This is a genomic window from Arthrobacter sp. TJ-270, assembly GCF_058269075.1.
In genome coordinates this window covers 321,701-340,713 of sequence record NZ_JBZCNB010000002.1, presented here as the reverse complement: position 1 = coordinate 340,713, position 19,013 = coordinate 321,701, and the positions used below count along the sequence as shown (strand labels likewise).

General features: G+C 66.0%; 16 protein-coding genes. 11 read left to right on the top strand and 5 right to left on the bottom strand.

Annotated features, from left to right (window positions below; genetic code table 11):
• Positions 1–236: 236 nt before the first annotated feature.
• The gene (locus AC4D2M_RS06235) at positions 237–1,634 is read right to left on the bottom strand and encodes an NAD(P)H-quinone dehydrogenase (protein ID WP_490890739.1); all 1,398 of its coding nucleotides are present in this window, start codon (positions 1,632–1,634) and stop codon (positions 237–239) included.
• Positions 1,635–1,791: 157 nt separating this feature from the next.
• Here AC4D2M_RS06235 and AC4D2M_RS06230 point away from each other — a divergent pair, with 157 nt between their 5' ends.
• Complete coding sequence (locus AC4D2M_RS06230) at positions 1,792–2,586, top strand: purine-nucleoside phosphorylase (protein ID WP_490890944.1); 795 nt, start codon at positions 1,792–1,794, stop codon at positions 2,584–2,586.
• 1 nt (position 2,587) lies between these two features.
• The gene (locus tag AC4D2M_RS06225) at positions 2,588–4,306 is read left to right on the top strand and encodes a phospho-sugar mutase (RefSeq protein WP_490890738.1); all 1,719 of its coding nucleotides are present in this window, start codon (positions 2,588–2,590) and stop codon (positions 4,304–4,306) included.
• On the opposite strand, the gene nirD is transcribed toward AC4D2M_RS06225, so the two are convergent.
• Positions 4,303–4,683 (bottom strand): nitrite reductase small subunit NirD, encoded by a 381-nt coding sequence (gene nirD / locus AC4D2M_RS06220; protein WP_490890737.1) that lies wholly within the window; start codon positions 4,681–4,683, stop codon positions 4,303–4,305. The two genes, AC4D2M_RS06225 and nirD, sit on opposite strands and share 4 nt — an antisense overlap.
• A 244-nt stretch (positions 4,684–4,927) precedes the next feature.
• Between nirD and nirB the strand changes: the two genes are divergently transcribed.
• From nirB to AC4D2M_RS06205, 3 genes are read left to right on the top strand one after another with little or no spacing between them, the layout of a single operon-like run.
• Positions 4,928–7,564, top strand: coding sequence for a nitrite reductase large subunit NirB (nirB, locus tag AC4D2M_RS06215; RefSeq protein ID WP_490890736.1), 2,637 nt, complete (start codon positions 4,928–4,930; stop codon positions 7,562–7,564).
• Positions 7,561–8,619 (top strand): uroporphyrinogen-III C-methyltransferase, encoded by a 1,059-nt coding sequence (cobA, locus tag AC4D2M_RS06210; RefSeq protein WP_490890735.1) that lies wholly within the window; start codon positions 7,561–7,563, stop codon positions 8,617–8,619. The genes nirB and cobA overlap by 4 nt, the downstream gene beginning before the upstream one ends.
• Complete coding sequence (locus AC4D2M_RS06205; protein WP_490890734.1) at positions 8,616–9,746, top strand: uroporphyrinogen-III synthase; 1,131 nt, start codon at positions 8,616–8,618, stop codon at positions 9,744–9,746. The genes cobA and AC4D2M_RS06205 overlap by 4 nt, the downstream gene beginning before the upstream one ends.
• Before the next feature lie 38 nt (positions 9,747–9,784).
• Here AC4D2M_RS06205 and AC4D2M_RS06200 read toward each other — a convergent pair whose 3' ends face one another.
• Entirely contained in the window at positions 9,785–10,651 is an 867-nt protein-coding gene (locus tag AC4D2M_RS06200) for a LysR family transcriptional regulator ArgP (RefSeq protein WP_490890733.1), read from the bottom strand.
• Positions 10,652–10,721: 70 nt separating this feature from the next.
• Here AC4D2M_RS06200 and AC4D2M_RS06195 point away from each other — a divergent pair, with 70 nt between their 5' ends.
• From AC4D2M_RS06195 to AC4D2M_RS06170, 6 genes are all read left to right on the top strand, one after another.
• On the top strand, positions 10,722–11,318 hold the full coding sequence (locus AC4D2M_RS06195) for a LysE/ArgO family amino acid transporter (protein ID WP_490890732.1): 597 nt from the start codon (positions 10,722–10,724) through the stop codon (positions 11,316–11,318).
• A gap of 69 nt (positions 11,319–11,387) precedes the next feature.
• On the top strand, positions 11,388–11,660 hold the full coding sequence (locus AC4D2M_RS06190) for a hypothetical protein (RefSeq protein ID WP_490890731.1): 273 nt from the start codon (positions 11,388–11,390) through the stop codon (positions 11,658–11,660).
• A gap of 185 nt (positions 11,661–11,845) precedes the next feature.
• A complete protein-coding gene (locus AC4D2M_RS06185) occupies positions 11,846–12,673 on the top strand; it encodes an amino acid ABC transporter substrate-binding protein (protein WP_490890730.1) in 828 nt (275 codons plus the stop codon).
• A gap of 105 nt (positions 12,674–12,778) precedes the next feature.
• Positions 12,779–13,444, top strand: a complete 666-nt coding sequence (locus AC4D2M_RS06180; protein WP_490890729.1) for an amino acid ABC transporter permease — start codon at positions 12,779–12,781, stop codon at positions 13,442–13,444.
• Complete coding sequence (locus tag AC4D2M_RS06175; RefSeq protein ID WP_490890728.1) at positions 13,431–14,219, top strand: amino acid ABC transporter ATP-binding protein; 789 nt, start codon at positions 13,431–13,433, stop codon at positions 14,217–14,219. Before AC4D2M_RS06180 ends, AC4D2M_RS06175 begins: the two co-directional genes overlap by 14 nt.
• 276 nt (positions 14,220–14,495) lie before the next feature.
• Positions 14,496–16,640 carry an FG-GAP repeat domain-containing protein gene (locus AC4D2M_RS06170; RefSeq protein ID WP_490890727.1) on the top strand — a complete coding sequence of 715 codons (2,145 nt, stop codon included), beginning with the start codon at positions 14,496–14,498 and terminating at the stop codon, positions 16,638–16,640.
• A 35-nt stretch (positions 16,641–16,675) separates the two neighbouring features.
• Here AC4D2M_RS06170 and AC4D2M_RS06165 read toward each other — a convergent pair whose 3' ends face one another.
• Entirely contained in the window at positions 16,676–17,548 is an 873-nt protein-coding gene (locus AC4D2M_RS06165; RefSeq protein WP_490890726.1) for an aldehyde dehydrogenase family protein, read from the bottom strand.
• Positions 17,545–19,005 carry an aldehyde dehydrogenase family protein gene (locus AC4D2M_RS06160; protein WP_490890725.1) on the bottom strand — a complete coding sequence of 487 codons (1,461 nt, stop codon included), beginning with the start codon at positions 19,003–19,005 and terminating at the stop codon, positions 17,545–17,547. The genes AC4D2M_RS06165 and AC4D2M_RS06160 overlap by 4 nt, the downstream gene beginning before the upstream one ends.
• Between the last annotated feature and the right edge of the window lie 8 nt (positions 19,006–19,013).

The following is a 19,013-nucleotide window of genomic DNA, read 5'->3' as shown; positions in this document are numbered from 1 at the left end:
GGAGCGGACTATGTGCACAACCCGCCCGCGTTTCGCGGCTTGTGGAGGGACGGCCCGACAGGGTCAGGCGGCGTCCGGCGGGCCGTTTTCCCCGTTTACTGGGCCCATCACCGCGTGTCACGCCCCGACACGCCGACACAACGACGACGACGGCGGCAGAACCTGGGGAATCCGGCCCGCCTGTGCTGGGGGCTGGGACTGTGCTGGGGGCGAGGCTGGGGCTGGGCGGGGGGAGGTTAGTGGACGTGCAGGCGCCGCGCGGCCTCCGAGATGGAGCCGGTCAGCGACGGGTACACCGTGAACGTGTTCGCCACGTCGTCCACGTGCAGCTTCTTGGTGACGGCGAGCGCCAGCGGGAAGATCAGCTCGGATGCACGCGGAGCAACCACGACGCCGCCGATCACCGTACCGGAGCCCTTCCGCGCGATGATCTTCACGAACCCGTCCTTGACGTTCATCATCTTGGCGCGCGCATTGGTGCTGAGCGAGAGCTTGAAAACGTCGCCCTGGTACTGGCCCGACTCGACGTCGGCCTCCGAAACCCCCACCGAGGCGATCTCGGGTGCGGTGAAAATGTTCGAGGCGACCGTCTTGAGCTTGAGCGGCGTGACGCTGTCGCCCATCAGGTGCGCCATAGCGATGCGGCCCTGCATGGCGGCCACGGAGGCAAGCGCCAGGACGCCGGTGCAGTCTCCGGACGCATACACGTTCGGCGCGGTGGTGCGGGAGACGCCGTCGACCTTGATGTGGCCCGTCTCGGTCAACGCGACGCCCGCCTCTTCCAGACCGATGCCCGAGGTGTTCGGAATGGCGCCGACGGCAACGAGGCAGTGGCTGCCGTTGACGGTGCGCCCGTCGGAGAGCGTGACCTGGACGCCGTCCTCGGTTCGCACCACACCGTCGGCGCGGGACTTGGACAGCACGTTCATCCCGCGCGATCGGAAGACGTTTTCGAGGACCTCTGCGGCGTCGGCGTCCTCGCCGGGCAGCACGCGGTCGCGGCTGGAAATCAGGGTGACCTGCGCACCGAGGCCGTGGTAGGCCGACGCGAACTCCGCACCCGTCACGCCGGAGCCGATGACGATCAGGTGTTCGGGAACCTCGGTGAGGTTGTAGACCTGCTTCCAGTTGAAGATCCGCTCACCGTCCGGGATGGCGGTGGGAAGCTCGCGCGGGTGTGCGCCGACTGCCAGGAGGATCGCGTCCGCCTCGATGGTGGTGGTTCCGGTATCCGTCTCGACCTCGAGCCGGTGGTTGTCCAGCAGCTTTCCGGCACCAATGATGATCTTCACGCCGGCGCGCTCGAGCGCCGCGGAGATGTCCCTCGACTGGTCCACCGCCAGGTCCAGCAACCGCTGGTTCACCTGCGTGAAGTCCGCGTAGGCCGCCGATTCATCGGCAAACTTCACGCCGAGATTGTGGGCGTTGGCTACGCGAGCCATGGTGTCAGCCGTGGCGATAAGCGTCTTGGAAGGAACGACGTCGGTGAGCACCGCTGAGCCACCGAGCCCGTTCTGCTCGACGATGGTGACCGACGCTCCCAGCGAGGCAGCGACCATGGCCGCCTCATAGCCGCCCGGACCTCCCCCGAGAATCGCGATACGGAGGGCGCTGAAATCCAGTTGACTCGTCACACCTGCCATTCTGTCCTATTGGGCACCAGCCCTCAAACGTCCCGACCGCGCCCCGCCGCGTGCCCGAGGGCGTGCTCAAGGGCGTAGTCAGCGCTTGGGTGGGTGGAACAACGCGCGCGCTGGCGGTAGGTTGGACCGGGTGATTGACGAATCCTCGATGGACCCGTTCTCCCTTGCCCGCGCTGCTGCCGACTACATCGCACACAAGACATCGGTGGAGTCCCATGACATTGCGCTGGTGCTGGGTTCCGGCTGGGGTGAAGCCGCCGAGCTGATCGGCGAAACCACGCACACGCTTCAGGCAACGGACATCCCGGGGTTCGCTGCCCCCGCAGTCGAAGGGCACGTCGGCACGGTGAGGTCCATCCTCACCCCGGCCGGGAAGCGTGCACTCGTACTCGGCGCACGCGCGCACTACTACGAGGGCCGCGGCGTCCGCGCAGTGGTGCACGGGGTGCGCGCCGCCGCCGCTGCAGGCGCGAAGGTAATGGTCCTCACCAACGGCTGCGGCGGGCTGCAGGAGCAGTGGGCGCCCGGCACACCGGTGCTCATCAGCGACCACATCAACCTCACGGCCACTTCCCCGCTGGAGGGTGCCACCTTCGTTGACCTCACCGACCTGTACTCCGGCCGCCTCCGCGAGCTCGCCCGGGAGGTTGATTCCACGCTCGACGAGGGTGTCTACGCACAGTTCACCGGGCCGCACTACGAAACCCCGGCGGAGGTCCAATACGCCAAGCGGATCGGCGCTGATCTGGTCGGCATGTCCACCGCCATGGAGGCCATCGCCGCCCGTCACGCCGGCATGGAGGTCTTTGGAATGTCCCTCGTCACCAATCTGGCCGCCGGCATCAGCCCGGTCCCACTCAGCCACGCAGAGGTCCTGGAAGCCGGCCAGGCCGCGGGGCCCCGAATATCCCGGCTCCTCGCAGACATCATCGGCAGGCTCTGACATGGACCTCTTCACCCAAGCCCGCGAATGGGCCGCACAGGACCCGGATCCCGAGACGCGCGCCGAGCTGGAAGACCTACTGGCCCGCGCCGCGAACGACGACGACGCCGGCCAGGGCGCTGCCCTGCAGCAGCTCGACGACGCCTTCCGTGGCCCGCTGGTCTTCGGAACGGCCGGCCTCCGTGCCCCACTGGGCCCCGGCCCCAACCGGATGAACCGGGTGGTCGTCCGAAGCGCGGCTGCGGGACTGGCAGCCCACGCGCTGAACCTCGCCGGGGGCGCCTACGCGCCACGCGCCGTCATCGGCTTCGATGCCCGCCGCAACTCGCGCGTCTTTGCCGAGGAAACGGCCGCCATCTTCACGGCAGCAGGCCTTGAGACCTTCCTCATGCCCAGCGAGCTCCCGACGCCGGTGCTCGCCTACTCGGTACGCGCTCTCGAGTGCGAGGTCGGCGTCATGGTGACGGCAAGCCATAACCCGCCCCAGGACAACGGCTACAAGGTCTACCTCGGTGGCCGTGCAGTGGAGGACACGGCCCGCGGCGTACAGATTGTCTACCCTCATGACGCGCAGATCGCCGCGCAGATCGCCGCGGTCAGCAGCGTCCGATTGGCGGAGAGCGGCTGGAACGTCCTGCCCCAGAGCATCGAGACCGACTACGTGGCCTCGGTCATCGGGCTCGTGGACGGCACCCCCTCTCCTAAACGCGACCTGTCGATCGTGCTCACGCCCATGCACGGAGTCGGAGGCCGCACGGCGCAACAGGTCCTCGCATCCGCCGGGTTCAGTACGGTGCACGTCGTCAAGGAACAGGCCGAGCCCGATCCCACCTTCCCCACGGTGGACTTCCCGAATCCGGAGGAGCCGGGCGCGCTGGACCTCGCCCTGGCAGCCGCGGCGCACCAAAACGCCGACCTTGTCCTGGCGAACGACCCCGACGCCGACCGCATGGCCGCCGCCGCCAAGGACCCGGCGACCGGTGAATGGCGGATACTGCGCGGTGACGAAACGGGTGCGCTCCTTGGCCTGCATATTGCAGCCCGGCTGCAAGCCAAGGGCCCGGGCGAGCAGGACCAACCGAACGCCGTGTTCGCCAACTCGGTGGTCTCCTCGCGGCTGCTCGGCAGGATCGCCGAAGCGTCCGGGATCAGCCACGCGCAGACCCTCACCGGGTTCAAGTGGATCTCCCGCGTTCCGAACCTCACCTACGGCTATGAGGAAGCACTCGGCTATTGCGTGGCCCCCGATCTGGTGCGAGACAAGGACGGTGTGTCCGCCGCCCTGCTGCTGGCAGAGCTCGCGGCCTTCTGCAAAGCCGAAGGCAAGACCCTCTTTGACATCCTCGACGAGCTCGCCCTCATCCACGGCCTGCACGCCAGCGACCAGCTGTCTGTGCGCGTCGGTAGTCTCGGGCTGCTGGGAGCGATGATGAACCGCCTGCGCGAGGCACCGCCGTCGTCGTTCGCGGGTTCCGACGTGGTGGTTACGGAGGATCTGGCCGAAGGCGCAACCCTGCCGCCCACCGACGGGTTGCTCTATCTCACCCGGGACGACACCCGGGTGATCATCCGGCCCAGCGGCACCGAGCCCAAGCTCAAGTGCTACCTGGAGGTTATCGAGCCGGTGGATTCCGCCGCCGAGCTCGGGAGCGTTAAAGCAACAGCGCGGACCAGGCTTGACGCCGTGATCCGCGATGTTGAGGAAGCGCTCGGGCTCTAGACGAGCACTTCCACAGTTCCGTCGATCACCCGTGTCGGGAAGCTCCGTAGAGCCGTCCCCACTCCCGATGCGGGTTCGCCGGAGTCCAGAAAGTAGATCTCCTTGTGCAGGGGCGAGGTGATGGTGAACCTCTGTCCCTTGGAGCCTACGATTCCACGCGCCATCACCTGGGAGCCGCTCACGGGGTCCCGGTGCGAGACGGCGAACACCGTCGCCGAGTCCACCCGGAACAGCGCCACCTGGCGACCGTGGATCAATGCGGCCTCGCCCCAGCACAACTCGAGGTCCTCAAGCCGGCAGATGGGGTACCAGTTGCCGTCGTAAGAGGTTTCGACATCGAGCGCGAGGCCGGGTGTGTGGTCGAGTTGCAGAGTCATGAGTCTCCCCGTTCGGTTTGCCTGTTCTGGTGACTGAAGGCCTGCACTCGACGCTACGAAGGCAGCGTTACGGCTTTCCGCCCGAAGTGTTGCGAACGCGTAAAACGCACCTCACTCTCACCCCTGAGGTCGGTGAGCGTGAAGTTAATCTTCGTTTACATAAGTGAAATCACGGGGCAACTGGGCGTCCGTACGCTCGATACCTAAGTGCGGAGACCTACTCCCAGCGCGAAAGGTACCCATCATGACTCCAGCGTCCCTGAACCAAATCCTCGTTGTCGGCGGCGGCCCGGCCGCCCACCGCTTCGTCGAAGCCATGTGGTCCCGCGGACTGGACGGCTTCCACGTCACCGTCCTCACCGAGGAGACCTGGCTGCCGTATGACAGGGTTGCCCTCAGCCAGGCACTGCTCGACGACGTCGACCTCACCCTGGGTGAGGCCGCCATGTGGGACCACCCCGCAATCACGCTCGCCGCCGGTTCCCGCGCCGTTGCACTGGACCGGGAGGCCCGCACCATCACCACGGAGGCCGGTGCTGTCTACCCCTATGACCAGCTTGTGCTCGCCACCGGCTCCAACGCAGCCCGCCTCCCCTTCTCGGGGATGGATGCTGCCCACGTCTACCGAACGGTCGACGACGTCCGTACCCTCCGCACGGAGGTCACGCGCCTGACCGCCGAGTACGGGCGAACCATCGATGCGGTGGTCATCGGTGGCGGTCTGCTGGGCCTCGAAGCGGCCGGCGGCATGCAGTCCCTCGGCGCCAAGTCCGCCGTCATCAACGGCGCGCCCTGGCTGATGAACACGCAGTTGGACCAGGGCGGCGGGCAGGCGCTCGACCGGCTCATCACCGCCAAGGGTCTCGAGGTGCATGGCGGTGTCTTCCCCACCGAGTTCGTGGTGGAGGACGGGCGGATGGTCGGCGTGGACATGGCCGACGGGCGCCGGATTCCCGCGGACCTGGTCGTGGTTGCCATCGGTGTCCGTCCCCGGGATGAACTCCCCCGCGACGCCGGGATGACCATGGGCCCGCGCGGCGGCGTGGTCATCGACGATGCCTGCGCCACCGAGGACCCGAGCATCTGGGCGATCGGTGAGGTCGCCTGCTTCGAGGACATGTGTCTCGGCCTCGTGGCCCCGGCCAACACCATGGCGGAGATCGTCGCAGACCGGCTGCACGGCGGTACCGCCACATTCCCCGGGTTCGACACCGCCACCAAGCTCAAGCTTTCCGGCGTCGAGGTTGCAGCGTTCGGTGACGCCTTCGCGAAGACCGAACACAGCCTCGAGATCGTGTACGCGGATCCCGCCCGCGGCCTCTACCAGAAGCTCGTGGTCACCGACGATGCCAAGACGCTCCTCGGCGGCATCTTCGTCGGCGACGCCTCCCCCTACACCGCGCTCCGTCCGCTGCTGGGACGCGAGCTCAGCGCCGAACCGGGCGCGTACCTCTCCGCTGCCGGTGCCGGTGAGGCTCCGGACACCGAGCTGCCCGATGACGCCATCCTCTGCTCCTGCAACAATGTCTCCGCGGGCTCGATCCGCGATGCCGTCAACGGGTGCGGCACCTGCGAGGGTTCCGAACCTGTCCGCGAGCTCGCCCCGCTGAAGGGCTGCACCAAGGCCGGAACCGGCTGCGGTTCCTGCGTGCCGATGCTCAAGAAGCTCCTCGAGGGTGAGCTGAAGAAGAGCGGCATCGAGGTTTCCAAGGCATTGTGTGAGCACTTCACGATGTCCCGCCCGGAACTCTTCGAGGCAGTCAGGGTCCTCGAGCTCGACAGTTTCGAAGGCATCATCGAACGCTTCGGCGTCCCTGAGGGCGGCGTCCTCGGCTGTGACATCTGCAAGCCCGTCGTCGCATCCATCCTCGCCTCGCAGCGCGCGGAGTACGTGCTCGACGGCGGCCGCGGCATCCTTCAGGACACCAACGACCGTGCGCTGGCCAACATGCAGAAAAACGGCACCTACTCGGTAGTGCCGCGCATCCCGGGCGGCGAGATCACCCCGGAGAAACTGGGCGTGATCGCCAAGGTGGCCCAGGACTTCAACCTGTATACAAAGATCACGGGCGGACAGCGCATCGACATGTTCGGTGCCCGGCTGGAGGAACTCCCGGAGATCTGGAAGATCCTCGTCGAGGCCGGCTTCGAATCCGGTCAGGCGTACGGCAAGAGCCTGCGGACCGTGAAATCCTGCGTCGGCTCGACCTGGTGCCGGTTCGGTGTCCAGGATTCAGTGGCCATGGCCATCCAGCTGGAGCTGCGCTACCGCGGTCTCCGCAGCCCCCACAAGCTGAAGTTCGGCGTCTCGGGCTGCGCCCGTGAATGTGCGGAGGCGCGCGGCAAGGACGTCGGTATCATCGCCACCTCGGACGGCTGGAACCTGTATGTCGGCGGCAACGGCGGCGCCACGCCCGCCCACGCGGAGCTGTTGGCGAAGGACCTCGACGATGACACCCTCATCCGCTACATCGACCGTTACCTCATGTATTACATCCGAACAGCGGACCGGCTGCAGCGCACAGCGGCCTGGCAGGCCGAGCTCGCCGGCGGCCTGAAGCACGTCGAGGATGTCATCATCAACGACTCACTCGGCATCGCCGAGGACCTTGAGTCAGCCATGGCACGGCACGTCGACAACTACGAGGATGAGTGGGCTGCCACCCTGAAGGACCCGGAGCGCCTGCGCCGGTTCCGCTCCTTCGTCAACGCCCCGCATGAGAAGGACGACTGGATCGCCAACGTCCCCGAGCGCGGCCAGATCCGGCCCGCCACCGAGGAGGAACGCGCAGCGGCGCAGGCCGGCTCCGGTCCGGTACTGCTGGGCAGCGGCATTCCGGTCCGTCAGGGTGCAGAAAAAGCAACAGAGGCGGCGAAATGAACTCCCCCCTGGGCACCGATCTCACCCTTGATTGCGCAGGACTGACCGTCCTGATCGCCGGCACGACGACGGCGGCCCGCCACACGGTGCGCCGCTACAGCGCCGGCGGTGCGACCGTCCGCCGCATTGCGACCTCCGCCCAGTTCCACCCGCGGCTGCTGGACGCAGTGAGCCTCGCGGTGGTCGTGGCGAACGGCGACGGTGACCTCCCTGATGGGGACGGTTGGGCGCCGCTGCGCGAGGCCTGCCGGGAGCGCAGGATCCTCACCTCATCCGAAGAGCCCGCCACGCCGGGCGGCAGGGTCACCCTGATCGGCGGAGGACCGGGGGCGGAGGACCTGCTCACGGGGCGCGCCAGGCAGGCACTGCGGGAGGCCGACGTCGTACTTTTTGACCGGCTGGGACCGTACCGCACGCTGCCGCAATTGGCGCCGGGCGCTGAGCTGATCGACGTCGGGAAGACGCCCGGGCACCACCCGGTGAGCCAGACGGACATTGAGAAGCTCATGGTCTCGAAGGCCCGCGAAGGCCGGCACGTGGTGCGGCTGAAGGGCGGGGATCCCTTTGTCTTCGGGCGGGGCGGCGAAGAGGTCAACACCTGCATGGCCGCGGGCATCCCCGTGACCACGGTGCCGGGAATCAGCAGCTCCATTGCCGTCCCGGCGGCCGCCGGGATTCCCGTCACCTACCGTCGAGTGGCGCACGCGTTCACGGTCGTTTCGGGTCACCAGCCGCTGACCGATCAGGAACTCGAGGCGCTGGCAAAGCTCGGCGGCACTATCGTGGTGTTGATGGGAATCGGCACACTACCGCAGCTGACGTCCGGCCTCCGCAGGGCCGGACTGGCCGCAAACGTGCCCGTGGCGATCGTAGAGAAGGGCTACAGCCCCGAACAGCGGACCACCGTCACCAACCTGGGCGAGGCCGTGACGGCTGCCGGCCTGGCGCGCTGCACGTCGCCCGCCGTCGTCGTGATCGGTGAGGTGGTCCGGCAGCGCCGGGATTTCTCTACCACCCTTGAGCAGGTCCTGACGCATCCGATGGTGGCGTCGTGACGGTGACTGCTCCGCTGGCGACAGAGGTACCGGCCGATGGATCGCTGGCCGGTTTCCGGATCGGCGTGACGTCGGACCGCCGATCGGGTGACCTCATTGATGCACTGGAGCGGCGCGGCGCCACGGTGCTGCACGCGCCGGCGCTCAAGATCGCACCCGTGGCCGCTGACCTGCCGCTGATCGAGGACACCCGAGCGATCATTGCCGCACGGCCCGACTACGCAGTGGTCACCACGGCGTACGGGTTGCGCCGATGGTCCGAGGCTGCCGATGCGGCGGGCGTCGGGGAAGCACTGCTGGCGGTGCTCGGCGAGTCGAAAATCTACGTCCGCGGGCCCAAAGCACGCGGTGCCGTACGCGCCGCCGGGCTGACAGACGTCGGCATCAGCCACGATGAGACCACGGCATCGCTCGTGAACATGATGCTCGGACTCGACCTGCGCGGAAAGACCGTGGCTGTTCAGCTCCACGGCTACACCGACTACCGGCAGCTCGACCGGCTGCGGCAGGCTGGCGCCCAGGTCCTCACCGCAACGCCATACCGCTGGGTCAAGCCCGCCGGGTCCGACCAGCTGCCACGGCTCATCGAGGCGGTCTGCAGCGGCGGACTCGACATCGTGACCTTCACCAGCGCTCCGGCCGTTGACGCCGTGCTGAGTACGGCAGCCGAAATGGGCTGCCGTGAAGCGTTCCTGCAGGCTCTGTCCGGGCCGGTGACGGCCGCCGTCGTCGGGCCCGTGACTGCACAGCCGCTGGTGGATGCGGGAGTGTCGCCGCTGATACCGGAGCGGTACCGCATGGGAGCGCTGATCCGGCTGGTGGGCGAGTACCTGGGCCAGCACCGCGTCCTGCGGTACCCGAGCCGGTATGGGCTGATCGAGCTGCGCGGAAAGAATCTGCGCATCGATGGGAACGCCGTCGAGCTTGCACCTGCGCCGATGAGCGTGTTCCGTGCCCTGGTCGAGGCCGATGGAACGGTGCTCTCGCGTGAACAGCTCGCGGGCGTGCTGCCGGGCGATGCCGGAGAACACGCGCTGGACATGACGATCAGCCGGCTGCGGAAGTCGCTGCCGGAGGGTCGTCTCGTGGCGACGGTGATCAAGCGCGGGTACCGGCTGCAGCTTTAGCTGCTACCCGCCCTCCGTCCCGTGTCCCGCGAGGGGGTTCAGCGCAGTTGTCGGCTCGCCCTGCGGATGGACTCGGAGATCCGGTTCAGCCGCTCCGAATTGAGCGTCCAGGTCTGCCAGTACAGGGGCACATCGGAGTACGCGTCCGTTTCCAGGAGCACCAGGGATCCGTCCGTCAGATCCGTTCCGAGCTGCAGCTCGGGGATCATTCCCCACCCCAGGCCCGCCTGAAGCGCGGCCAGGAACGCCTCGGAGGACGGAATGAGGTGTTTGGGCGGCGGCTGCTCGACGCCGTGGGCTTTCAGGAAGCGCTGCTGCAGATCGTCCTTCGCGTTGAACTGCAGCACGGGCATCCGCAAGAAGTCCGTGCCGCCGTCGTTCTGGAACCGCGAGTGCAGCTCGCGCGTCGCGACTGGGAGATACCGCATGTAGCCCAGCAATTCTGCCCGGCATCCGTTGGCGGGCGCGGGATCCGAGGTGATCGCACCGATCACGTCTCCCTGGCGGAGGAGCCTGCTGCTGTGGTCCTGGTCCTCCACGCGCAGATCAAGCGTGGTGTCGGCCCACCCGGCGGCCTCGCTCAGAACGGGGACAAACCAGGTGGCCAGCGAGTCAGCGTTCACGGCTACCGGGGTGACAGTCCGGGTCGCGACGCCGCTGCCCAATGCGTCCCGGGCCTCAGCTTCGATGATCTGCACCTGGCGGGCCATGCGCAACAGGACCGATCCCGCATCCGTCGGCGCACACGGCACGCCCCTGCGGACCACGATCTGACCGACCGACGCTTCCAACGCCTTGATTCGCTGACTGATTGCCGAGGGGGTGACCCGAAGGGCGTCGGCGGCGGCCTCGAAGGAGCCCTCATCGATGACCGCGGCCAGAGCACGCAACTGTTGGAACTGCATTAAGTAAATCTAATGCATCTGCAGAATCTATCGTTTGTCTACATCCGGCTTCGTGCCTACCGTTGAAGGCATGTTGAGTATCTGGGGTACCGGGCCGCTGACAGGGCTTGCCCTCATCATCGCCATCGGCGCCCAAAACGCGTTCGTGCTGCGCCAGGGAATCCGCCGGGAACACGTGGGAGTTGTGGTGGCGCTCTGCATTGTCAGCGACGCCCTCCTGATCCTCGGGGGCACCGCCGGGATCGGGGTGCTCGTGGCCCAGTTCCCAGCGGCCCTGGATGTTCTGCGGTGGGGCGGAGCCGCCTACCTGACCTGGTGGGCGATCCGCTCGTTCCTGTCTGCGCTGAGGCCGGCAACCCTGACCGCCGAAGCCCCGCGGAGCCGTGGGTCGGTGGTCGCCACCACCCTTGCGCTGACCTACCTCAACCCGCACGTATACCTGGACACCGTTGTACTCCTGGGCAGCCTCGCCAACCAGCAGCAGGACGGAACCCGGTGGATCTTCGCAGCCGGCGCCGTCGTCGGAAGCATCATCTGGTTCTGCGCGCTGGGCTACGGCGCCCGGGCACTGTCCGGGGTCCTGAAGAGCCCGCGCACCTGGCGGGTGGTGGACCTTCTGATCGGCGTTGTGATGCTGGCCCTCGCCATCAAGCTGATCGTGGGTTGACCTGCCCTGCGGATTCCGCGGCTGACGCTAGAGTTAAGGAAATACGCCACGCACATCCCGAGGAGACTCATGGCACACCCGGTCAACAAGACGCGCGAAACAAACGGATCACGGCCCGAACATTCCGGTGAAGGGAAACTGCCGGCAACCATCATCGCTTTCGTTCTGATGATCCTTTTGTTCGCCGGCTCGATCTACTCACTGACGTTCTTCGAGCGCACTAACGTCTGGCCGTTCGCGGTCTGCCTCACGCTCTTCTTCCTCGCGTTCTGGATTCCCCAGACGATCATGGGCCGCTCCGACACCGGATACCGCATGGCCAAAGGTGACCGCAAGGCTTAATGCCGCTTTTCTTGACAGGGGGTCCGCTGAGCGGGCCCCCTTTCGCGTCTGCGGGCGCCCCTTCCGCTGGCCCCGGCCGAAATGTTACGCAACGTTACGCCGGGGAATAAGCAAGCGCCGTCGACTGCTGGAATGGATAGCCCACACCCGGGCATCAACATTTCCAGCGTCAAAAGGATTCATCCATGATTTCTCGCCGTCTTCCGCTGCTCGGCGCCGCAACGGCCATCGTCTTTGCAATTGCCGGATGCGGTTCTTCTGCCTCCTCCGATACCGCGGAAACCGCTGCCGAGTCCACCGGCGGGACCACCCTCAGTGAGATCCAGGAGTCCGGAGTTCTGACGGTCGGCACCGAGGGCACCTACAAGCCCTTCACCTACCACGAGGGCGGCGCCGGCGATCTGACCGGGTACGACGTCGAGGTCATCACCGCCGTGGCGGAGAAGCTCGGCGTAGAGCCTGAGTTCGAAGAGACCCAGTGGGACGCCATCTTCGCCGGTCTTGAGGCCGGACGCTTCGACGTCATCGCCAACCAGGTATCCATCACCCCGGAGCGCGAGGAGACCTACTCCTTCTCGGAGCCGTACACCTACAGCAACGGTGTCATTGTGACTGCCGCTGACAACAGCGAAATCACCTCGTTCGAAGACCTTGAGGGCAAGACCACCGCGCAGTCGCTCACCAGCAACTGGTACGAGCTGGCTGAGGAAAGCGGCGCCAACATCGAGGCCGTCGAGGGCTGGGCACAGTCGGTGACCCTCCTCGAGCAGGGCCGGGTCGATGCCACCATCAACGACGAACTGACCTTCCTCGACTACCAGAAGTCCACTCCGAACGACGCCATCAAGATCGCCGCGGAGACCGAGGACCAGTCCCGCAGCGCGCTGGCTTTCCGCCAGGGCAGCGATGAGCTGGTCGAGGCCGTCAATGAGGCCCTCGAGGAGCTTCGCGCCGACGGAACGCTGGCCGAAATCTCTGAGAAGTACTTCGGCGAGGACGTCAGCGCAGAGTAACCATTACGACGACGGCGGGCACCGGCTGCGGGCATGCAGCCCCGGAAGGTGCTCGCCGTTTGTTGTGCGGAAATCACCTTCAGCCACCGGATAGCGTAGGAAATTATGGACATTGACTGGGACCTGGCCCTGACCTCGCTCTGGCCACTTATTCAGGGCGGCCTCACCGGCACCATCCCGCTGTCCCTGGCGTCCTTCGCCTTCGGTCTCATGTTGGCTCTGCTGGTGGCGCTCATGCGTCTCAGCGCGAACAGGCTGGTGTCCGGCATCGGGCGGGCGTACGTGTCGGTGATCCGCGGTACTCCCCTGCTGGTTCAGCTGTTCGTGATCTTTTACGGGCTGCCATCGATCGGGCTGACCATCGATCCCTGGCCAAGCGCGATTATCGCGTTCTCCCTCAACGTCGGCGGCTACGCTGCGGAGATCATCCGGGCGGCGATCCTCTCGGTTCCGCGCGGCCAGTGGGAAGCCGGCCACACCATCGGCATGTCCCGCACGCTGGCCCTGCGCCGTATCATCCTGCCGCAGGCCGCCCGGGTGTCAGTCCCGCCGTTGTCCAATACGTTCATTTCACTGGTGAAGGACAGCTCGCTTGCGTCACTGATTCTGGTGACCGAGCTGTTCCGCCAGGCCCAGGAAATCGCCGCGTTCAGCCAGCAGTTCATGCTGCTCTACATTGAGGCCGCAGCCGTGTACTGGGTTTTCTGTCTTGTCCTCTCGGCTGGACAGTCCCGGATTGAGAAGAGGCTGGACCGCTATGTCGCGCATTAATCACCCCGCTGATACATCGTCCGGCCCCGTGCTGACCGTCGAGGGGCTGCGGAAGTCCTTCGGCGACAACGAGGTACTGCGTTCTATCGACCTGTCCGTCGCGTCCGGCGGTGTGGTTGCGCTCGTTGGCCCCTCGGGGTCCGGCAAGACCACGGTTCTGCGCTCCCTGAATGGTCTGGAGATTCCCGACGCCGGCCGCATCACCTTCGCGGATGGGCCCGCCGTCGACTTCGGCGGCAACGTGCCGAAGCGCCAGCTCGCCGCGCTGCGTGACCGCAGCGCCATGGTGTTCCAGCACTACAACCTCTTCCCGCACAAGACGGTGCTCGAGAACGTGATCGAGGGGCCGGTGCAGGTCCAGCGCCGTCCGAAGGCCGAGGCCGTCCGCGATGCCGAGGAGCTTCTCGGGCGCGTGGGGCTCGCGGAGAAGAGGGACCAGTACCCGCACGAGCTTTCCGGCGGGCAGCAGCAGCGCGTGGGCATTGTGCGCGCGTTGGCGCTGCGGCCGACACTGCTGCTGTTTGACGAGCCCACTTCAGCACTGGACCCCGAGCTGGTGGGCGAGGTGCTTTCCGTCATCAAGGAGCTCGCCGACGAAGGCTGGACCATGGTGCTCGTCACGCATGAGCTCGCCTTCGCCCGCGAAGTAGCCACCGAGGTGGTGTTCATGGACGGCGGTGTCGTGGTTGAGCACGGCCCGCCCGAGACGGTGCTGCGCGACCCTGCCGAAGAGCGCACGCGACGGTTCGTGCACCGGTTGCTCCACCCGTTCTAGGTGCTCCGCGCGGTCCCGCTGGCGCGACTCCTGCATCCTGCATCCTGCATCCCGAGCCAGCCGCCGTCGTCGGGATATCCCACTGAACGAGACGTTTCAGTGGGATTGTCTAGACATTCCCACTGAACGCGTGGATTCCGTGGGACCGTGCGAGGCGGGCGAAGCCAAGTTTTTGCGAAGCTTTAGCCGTACTGACGGTCATGCGCCCGTTCTGGCGGATAGTGTCATCCTGGCTCGCTGAGGTGCGGCCCTGGAGTGGCAGAAAGATGCATCACTATGAGCGGTACAATCGCGGCCCGTTTTGCCGGCATTCTTGGTTTCCTGTTGGTGGCAGTGATGCTCCCATCACCCATGGCATTGGGAGCCACGCACGAGCCGGGTTCGCCCATCCTGACCAGCATCACACTGGAATCCGGGGCGACCGCCGGCCCCGGCGACACCATCGTCTACCGCTGGACAGCCCAGGACGAGACAGAGGTAAGCGGTCGGTTCGCCCTACGCTCGGAATACAGCGTTTCCTGGACAGAGATCATCTTCACTGAGGATTCCGTCCAGCTGTCCGACGGCTCGTGGACGGGGACGGTGAGCGTACCGGTACGAAGCGACAATCTGCCCTCCGGAAAGCTCACAGTGGCGAGTGCCGCGCTGACGGACGGACCCACTCGCAGCTCGTACAGCTTCCCGCAGGATATGCCTGCGCCCACCGTGGACGTGATCGGTACCGAGTTCCAGCTTGGTCCGCGGCTGCTGGACGTGGGTTTCACACAATCGACGGCAGAGCCCGGTGACACTCTGACCGTTCGGTTCCGTGCAGAAGACATGCAGGGGATCAAGACTTTCAGCGGTCAGATCAGGGGGCCGCACTTTACCCATCACATCGGCGTCCGGGACCCGCTGGCGCGCAGTCTCGGCAACAACGTGTGGGAGTGGGATTACACCTTCGAGACCGATTCGAGAACCCTGGAGCCCGGTAAGTACTGGATTTCCTCGGTGGATCTGGTGGATCTGGGGGCACCGGGCTACCTCGCCGCCAAGTCAAAATCCTACGACGAAAACACTGCGCCGAACGTTCTGCAGGTCTCCGATTCTCCTGATTACCCGACGGCGTCACCAACGATCACCGGACGGGCGCAGGTTCCGCATGTCCTCACCGCTCATCCCGGCGTGTGGGGACGCGGCCCGGTGAGTCTTTCCTACCAATGGATCTGGAATGTCACCCCGGGTTATCACAACTACTATGTTCGTCCAATAGTTGACGCCACCGATCCCGGCTATCAGCTCGGCTACCCCTTCTCCCATCGCGATCTCCTGCAGGTCGAAGTGACCGGCACATGGCCCGATGGCACACAGCGCACCCGGCGTTCGCAACCCATCACTCAGGTTCTGGCAGGCGACCACGACGACCCTGTGCCGCACACGCTCTCCCTCATTGGACCAGGTGAAGTCGATACCAGGATCACGGCCAAGATCGACGGTAACTGGCCCGCGGATACCTACTTCACCTACAGCATCTACGCCGACGGCGTGAAGATCTCGGGCTCGAACGGCGCGGACCTCAGCATGAGCCACTTCGGCAAGACCCTTGAGGCGCGCGTTCAGGTGTCGACCCTTGGCTACACCCCGAAAACGTATGTGTCGGAACCTCGTGTGGTGTTGCGGCCGAGACCCATGCAGAAAGATATGAATGCCGACTTCAATCCGGACGTCATAGCACGCGACAGCGCGGGCGCGCTGTGGTTCTATGCCGGAGCAGGCAACAACAGCTTCGCTTCGCGGGTGAAGATCGGCACCGGCTGGAACTCCATGAGTTCCATTCTCATGCCTGGGGATTTTAACGGTGACCGCAGTGCCGACCTGATGGCACGGGATGCTTCCGGTGCCCTCTGGCTGTACCCGGGAAACAGCTCGGGTCACCTCCAGAAACGGCGACAGATCGGTAGCGGTTGGCAGGGCATGACCGCCCTCGTGGCACCGGGTGACTTCAACGGTGACCTGAATCCTGACCTTCTGGCACGGGATTCCCTCGGCCGCCTCTTCCACTACCCGGGAAACGGAACCGGCGGATTCCTTAAGCGTGTGCAGGTGGGCAGCGGCTGGAACTCAATGACGAGGATTTTCGGCGCCGGCGACTTCAATGGCGATAAAGCATCAGACGTCTACGCCACTGACGCCTTGGGACAGCTCTGGCTCTACCCAGGGAACGGTAAGGGCGGGTTCCTCTCCCGCATCAGGGTTGGGACAGGATGGGCGGGGATGTCGATGTTGAGTGTGCCGGGATCCCTCGACGCGTATGACACTCCGGACCTCCTTGCCCGCGACAAAACGGGGCGGCTGTGGGTCTATTCGGTCGAGGCGGGCCGCCTGTGGCCCCCATACCCGGTCGGAAACGGCTGGCAGATCTACAACCTGTTGGTCCCTTAGGGTCCGCGGTGATCTACCCGCCGCCGCCGTCGGGGTTAGAGCAGGCCCTTTGTGTGCCAGACCGTCTTCGTCTCCGTGAAGAACGTGATGCGTTCCAGGGAGGGGGCACCGGCGTCGGGCCCTGATTCCGGCGGAAGCACACGCTTCAGGGTGTCGGCGGCAGCAATCTGCAGGTCAACCCAGTCCAGCTCACCGGCACCGAGCAGGTCCAGTGCGTTGACATCGGCGTGGGCGGCGAGCCACGGCGCGATCTCCGCGGGAGACCCGCTCAGAATGTTCACGACGCCGGCCGGCACGTCGCTGGTCGCGAAGACCTCACCGAGGCTCAGCGCGGCAAGCGGCGCCTTTTCATTCGGAATAACGACGACGGTGTTCCCGCTCACGAGGATCGGCGCTACCGCGCGCACAAAGCCCAGCAACGAAACCCCCGCCTGCGGCGCAATGACGGCCACAACGCCCGTGGGCTCCGGCACGGACAGGTTGAAGAACGGCCCCGAAACGGCATTACCGTTGCCTGCCACCTGCACGTACTTGTCCGCCCAGCCGGCGTACCAGACCCAAAGATCAATGGCTTCGTCCACCTGGGACGTCGCAGCGGAAACCGAGACGCCCTCAAACGCTGCAATCTCCTCGGCGAACTGGGCACGGCGTCCGTCCAGGATCTCCGCGATCCGGTACAGCACCTGCCCGCGGTTGTAGCCGGTAGTCCCCGACCAGCCGCTGACGGCGGAACGGGCGGCCACGACGGCGTCGCGGGCGTCCTTCCGGGAAGCCTTCGCGGCATTGACTGAATTCACCGAAAAGCTCCCCTTCGTGGATGCAACCTCGTACACGCGCCCGGATTCGCTCCGGATGAACTTCCCGCCGACGTAGAGCTTGTACGTCTTGGGAACAGCCAGGCGGCTCATCGGTTGACTCCCTTGAAAGAAGAGGACGGTGCCAGGTACGCCTGGAGGCCCTGCTTGCCGCCTTCGCGTCCATAACCGGATTCCTTGTACCCGCCGAACGGCGAGGCCGGGTCGAACTTGTTGAAGGTATTGGCCCAGACGACGCCGGCACGCAGCTTGTCGGCGACCGCCAGAATGCGGCTGCCCTTGTCGGTCCAGATACCCGCGGACAGGCCGTACGGCGTGTTGTTGGCCTTCGCGATCGCTTCAGCCGGAGTACGGAAGGTCAGCACGGACAGCACGGGGCCGAAGATCTCGTCGCGGGCGATCCGGTGGCTCGTGGACACGTTGGTGAAGATGGTCGGCGGGAACCAGAATCCTTCCGACGGCAGGTTGCAGGCAGGGCTCCAGCGCTCGGCGCCCTCCTCCTCACCGATGTCGGAGAGCTCGCGCATCCGGCCCAGCTGGGACGCGGAGTTGATGGCGCCGACGTCGGTGTTCTTGTCCAGCGGGTCACCCACGCGCAGGGTGGCGAGGCGCGCCTTCAGCCGGTCGACGACGTCGTCGTGGATGGACTCCTGCACCAGCAGGCGCGAGCCTGCGCAGCAGACCTGGCCCTGGTTGAAGAAGATGCCGTTGACGATGCCCTCGACGGCCTGGTCGATCGGGGCGTCGTCGAACACGATGTTCGCGCCCTTGCCGCCCAGCTCGAGGGTGAGTTTCTTGGACGTGCCCGCGGTTGAGCGGGCAATCTCCCGGCCCACCGCCGTCGAACCCGTGAACGCGACCTTGTTCACGTCCGGATGGTTCACCAGCGCGGAGCCGGTGGAGCCGGCCCCCGTGACGATGTTGACGACGCCGGCCGGCAGGTCCGCCTGCTGCAGGATCTCGGCGAAGAGCAGCGCGGTCAGCGGCGTGGTTTCGGCAGGCTTGAGCACCACGGTATTGCCGGCGGCGAGCGCGGGTGCAATTTTCCAGGCCAGCATCAGCAGCGGGAAGTTCCACGGGATCACCTGTGCGGCAACCCCGAGCGAGCGCGGGTTCGCGCCGAGCCCGGCGTACTCCAGCTTGTCGGCCCAGCCGGCGTAGTAGAAGAACCAGGCGGCGACCAGCGGGATGTCGACGTCGCGGCTTTCCTTGATGGGCTTGCCGTTGTCGAGGCTCTCCGCCACGGCCAATTCACGCGCGCGTTCCTGGACCAGCCGGGCGATGCGGAAGAGGTACTTGCCGCGGTCCGCACCGGACATACGCGACCACGTCTTCTCGTACGCACGGCGGGCGGCGACGACGGCGGCGTCAACGTCCTGCTCATTGGCGCAGGACACGGTGGCAATGTGCTTCTCGGTTGCCGGGGAAATGGTGGTGAAGGACTCTCCATTGCCGGGCACGAACTCGCCGTTGATGAAGAGACCGTAGTCGTCTTTGAGGTTAAGGATCGCTGCCGACTCGGGCGCGGGAGCGTAGTCGAGGAAAGTCATGGCAGGTC

Bases quoted from the DNA above. Each gene is read 5' to 3' on its own strand.
- AC4D2M_RS06230 (WP_490890944.1), top strand. From the start codon at position 1,792: ATGGACCCGTTCTCCCTTGCCCGCGCTGCTGCCGACTACATCGCACAC.
- AC4D2M_RS06225 (WP_490890738.1), top strand. From the start codon at position 2,588: ATGGACCTCTTCACCCAAGCCCGCGAATGGGCCGCACAGGACCCGGAT.
- nirD (WP_490890737.1), bottom strand. From the start codon at position 4,683: ATGACTCTGCAACTCGACCACACACCCGGCCTCGCGCTCGATGTCGAA.
- nirB (WP_490890736.1), top strand. From the start codon at position 4,928: ATGACTCCAGCGTCCCTGAACCAAATCCTCGTTGTCGGCGGCGGCCCG.
- cobA (WP_490890735.1), top strand. From the start codon at position 7,561: ATGAACTCCCCCCTGGGCACCGATCTCACCCTTGATTGCGCAGGACTG.
- AC4D2M_RS06200 (WP_490890733.1), bottom strand. From the start codon at position 10,651: ATGCAGTTCCAACAGTTGCGTGCTCTGGCCGCGGTCATCGATGAGGGC.
- AC4D2M_RS06195 (WP_490890732.1), top strand. From the start codon at position 10,722: ATGTTGAGTATCTGGGGTACCGGGCCGCTGACAGGGCTTGCCCTCATC.
- AC4D2M_RS06190 (WP_490890731.1), top strand. From the start codon at position 11,388: ATGGCACACCCGGTCAACAAGACGCGCGAAACAAACGGATCACGGCCC.
- AC4D2M_RS06185 (WP_490890730.1), top strand. From the start codon at position 11,846: ATGATTTCTCGCCGTCTTCCGCTGCTCGGCGCCGCAACGGCCATCGTC.
- AC4D2M_RS06180 (WP_490890729.1), top strand. From the start codon at position 12,779: ATGGACATTGACTGGGACCTGGCCCTGACCTCGCTCTGGCCACTTATT.
- AC4D2M_RS06175 (WP_490890728.1), top strand. From the start codon at position 13,431: ATGTCGCGCATTAATCACCCCGCTGATACATCGTCCGGCCCCGTGCTG.
- AC4D2M_RS06170 (WP_490890727.1), top strand. From the start codon at position 14,496: ATGAGCGGTACAATCGCGGCCCGTTTTGCCGGCATTCTTGGTTTCCTG.
- AC4D2M_RS06165 (WP_490890726.1), bottom strand. From the start codon at position 17,548: ATGAGCCGCCTGGCTGTTCCCAAGACGTACAAGCTCTACGTCGGCGGG.
- AC4D2M_RS06160 (WP_490890725.1), bottom strand. From the start codon at position 19,005: ATGACTTTCCTCGACTACGCTCCCGCGCCCGAGTCGGCAGCGATCCTT.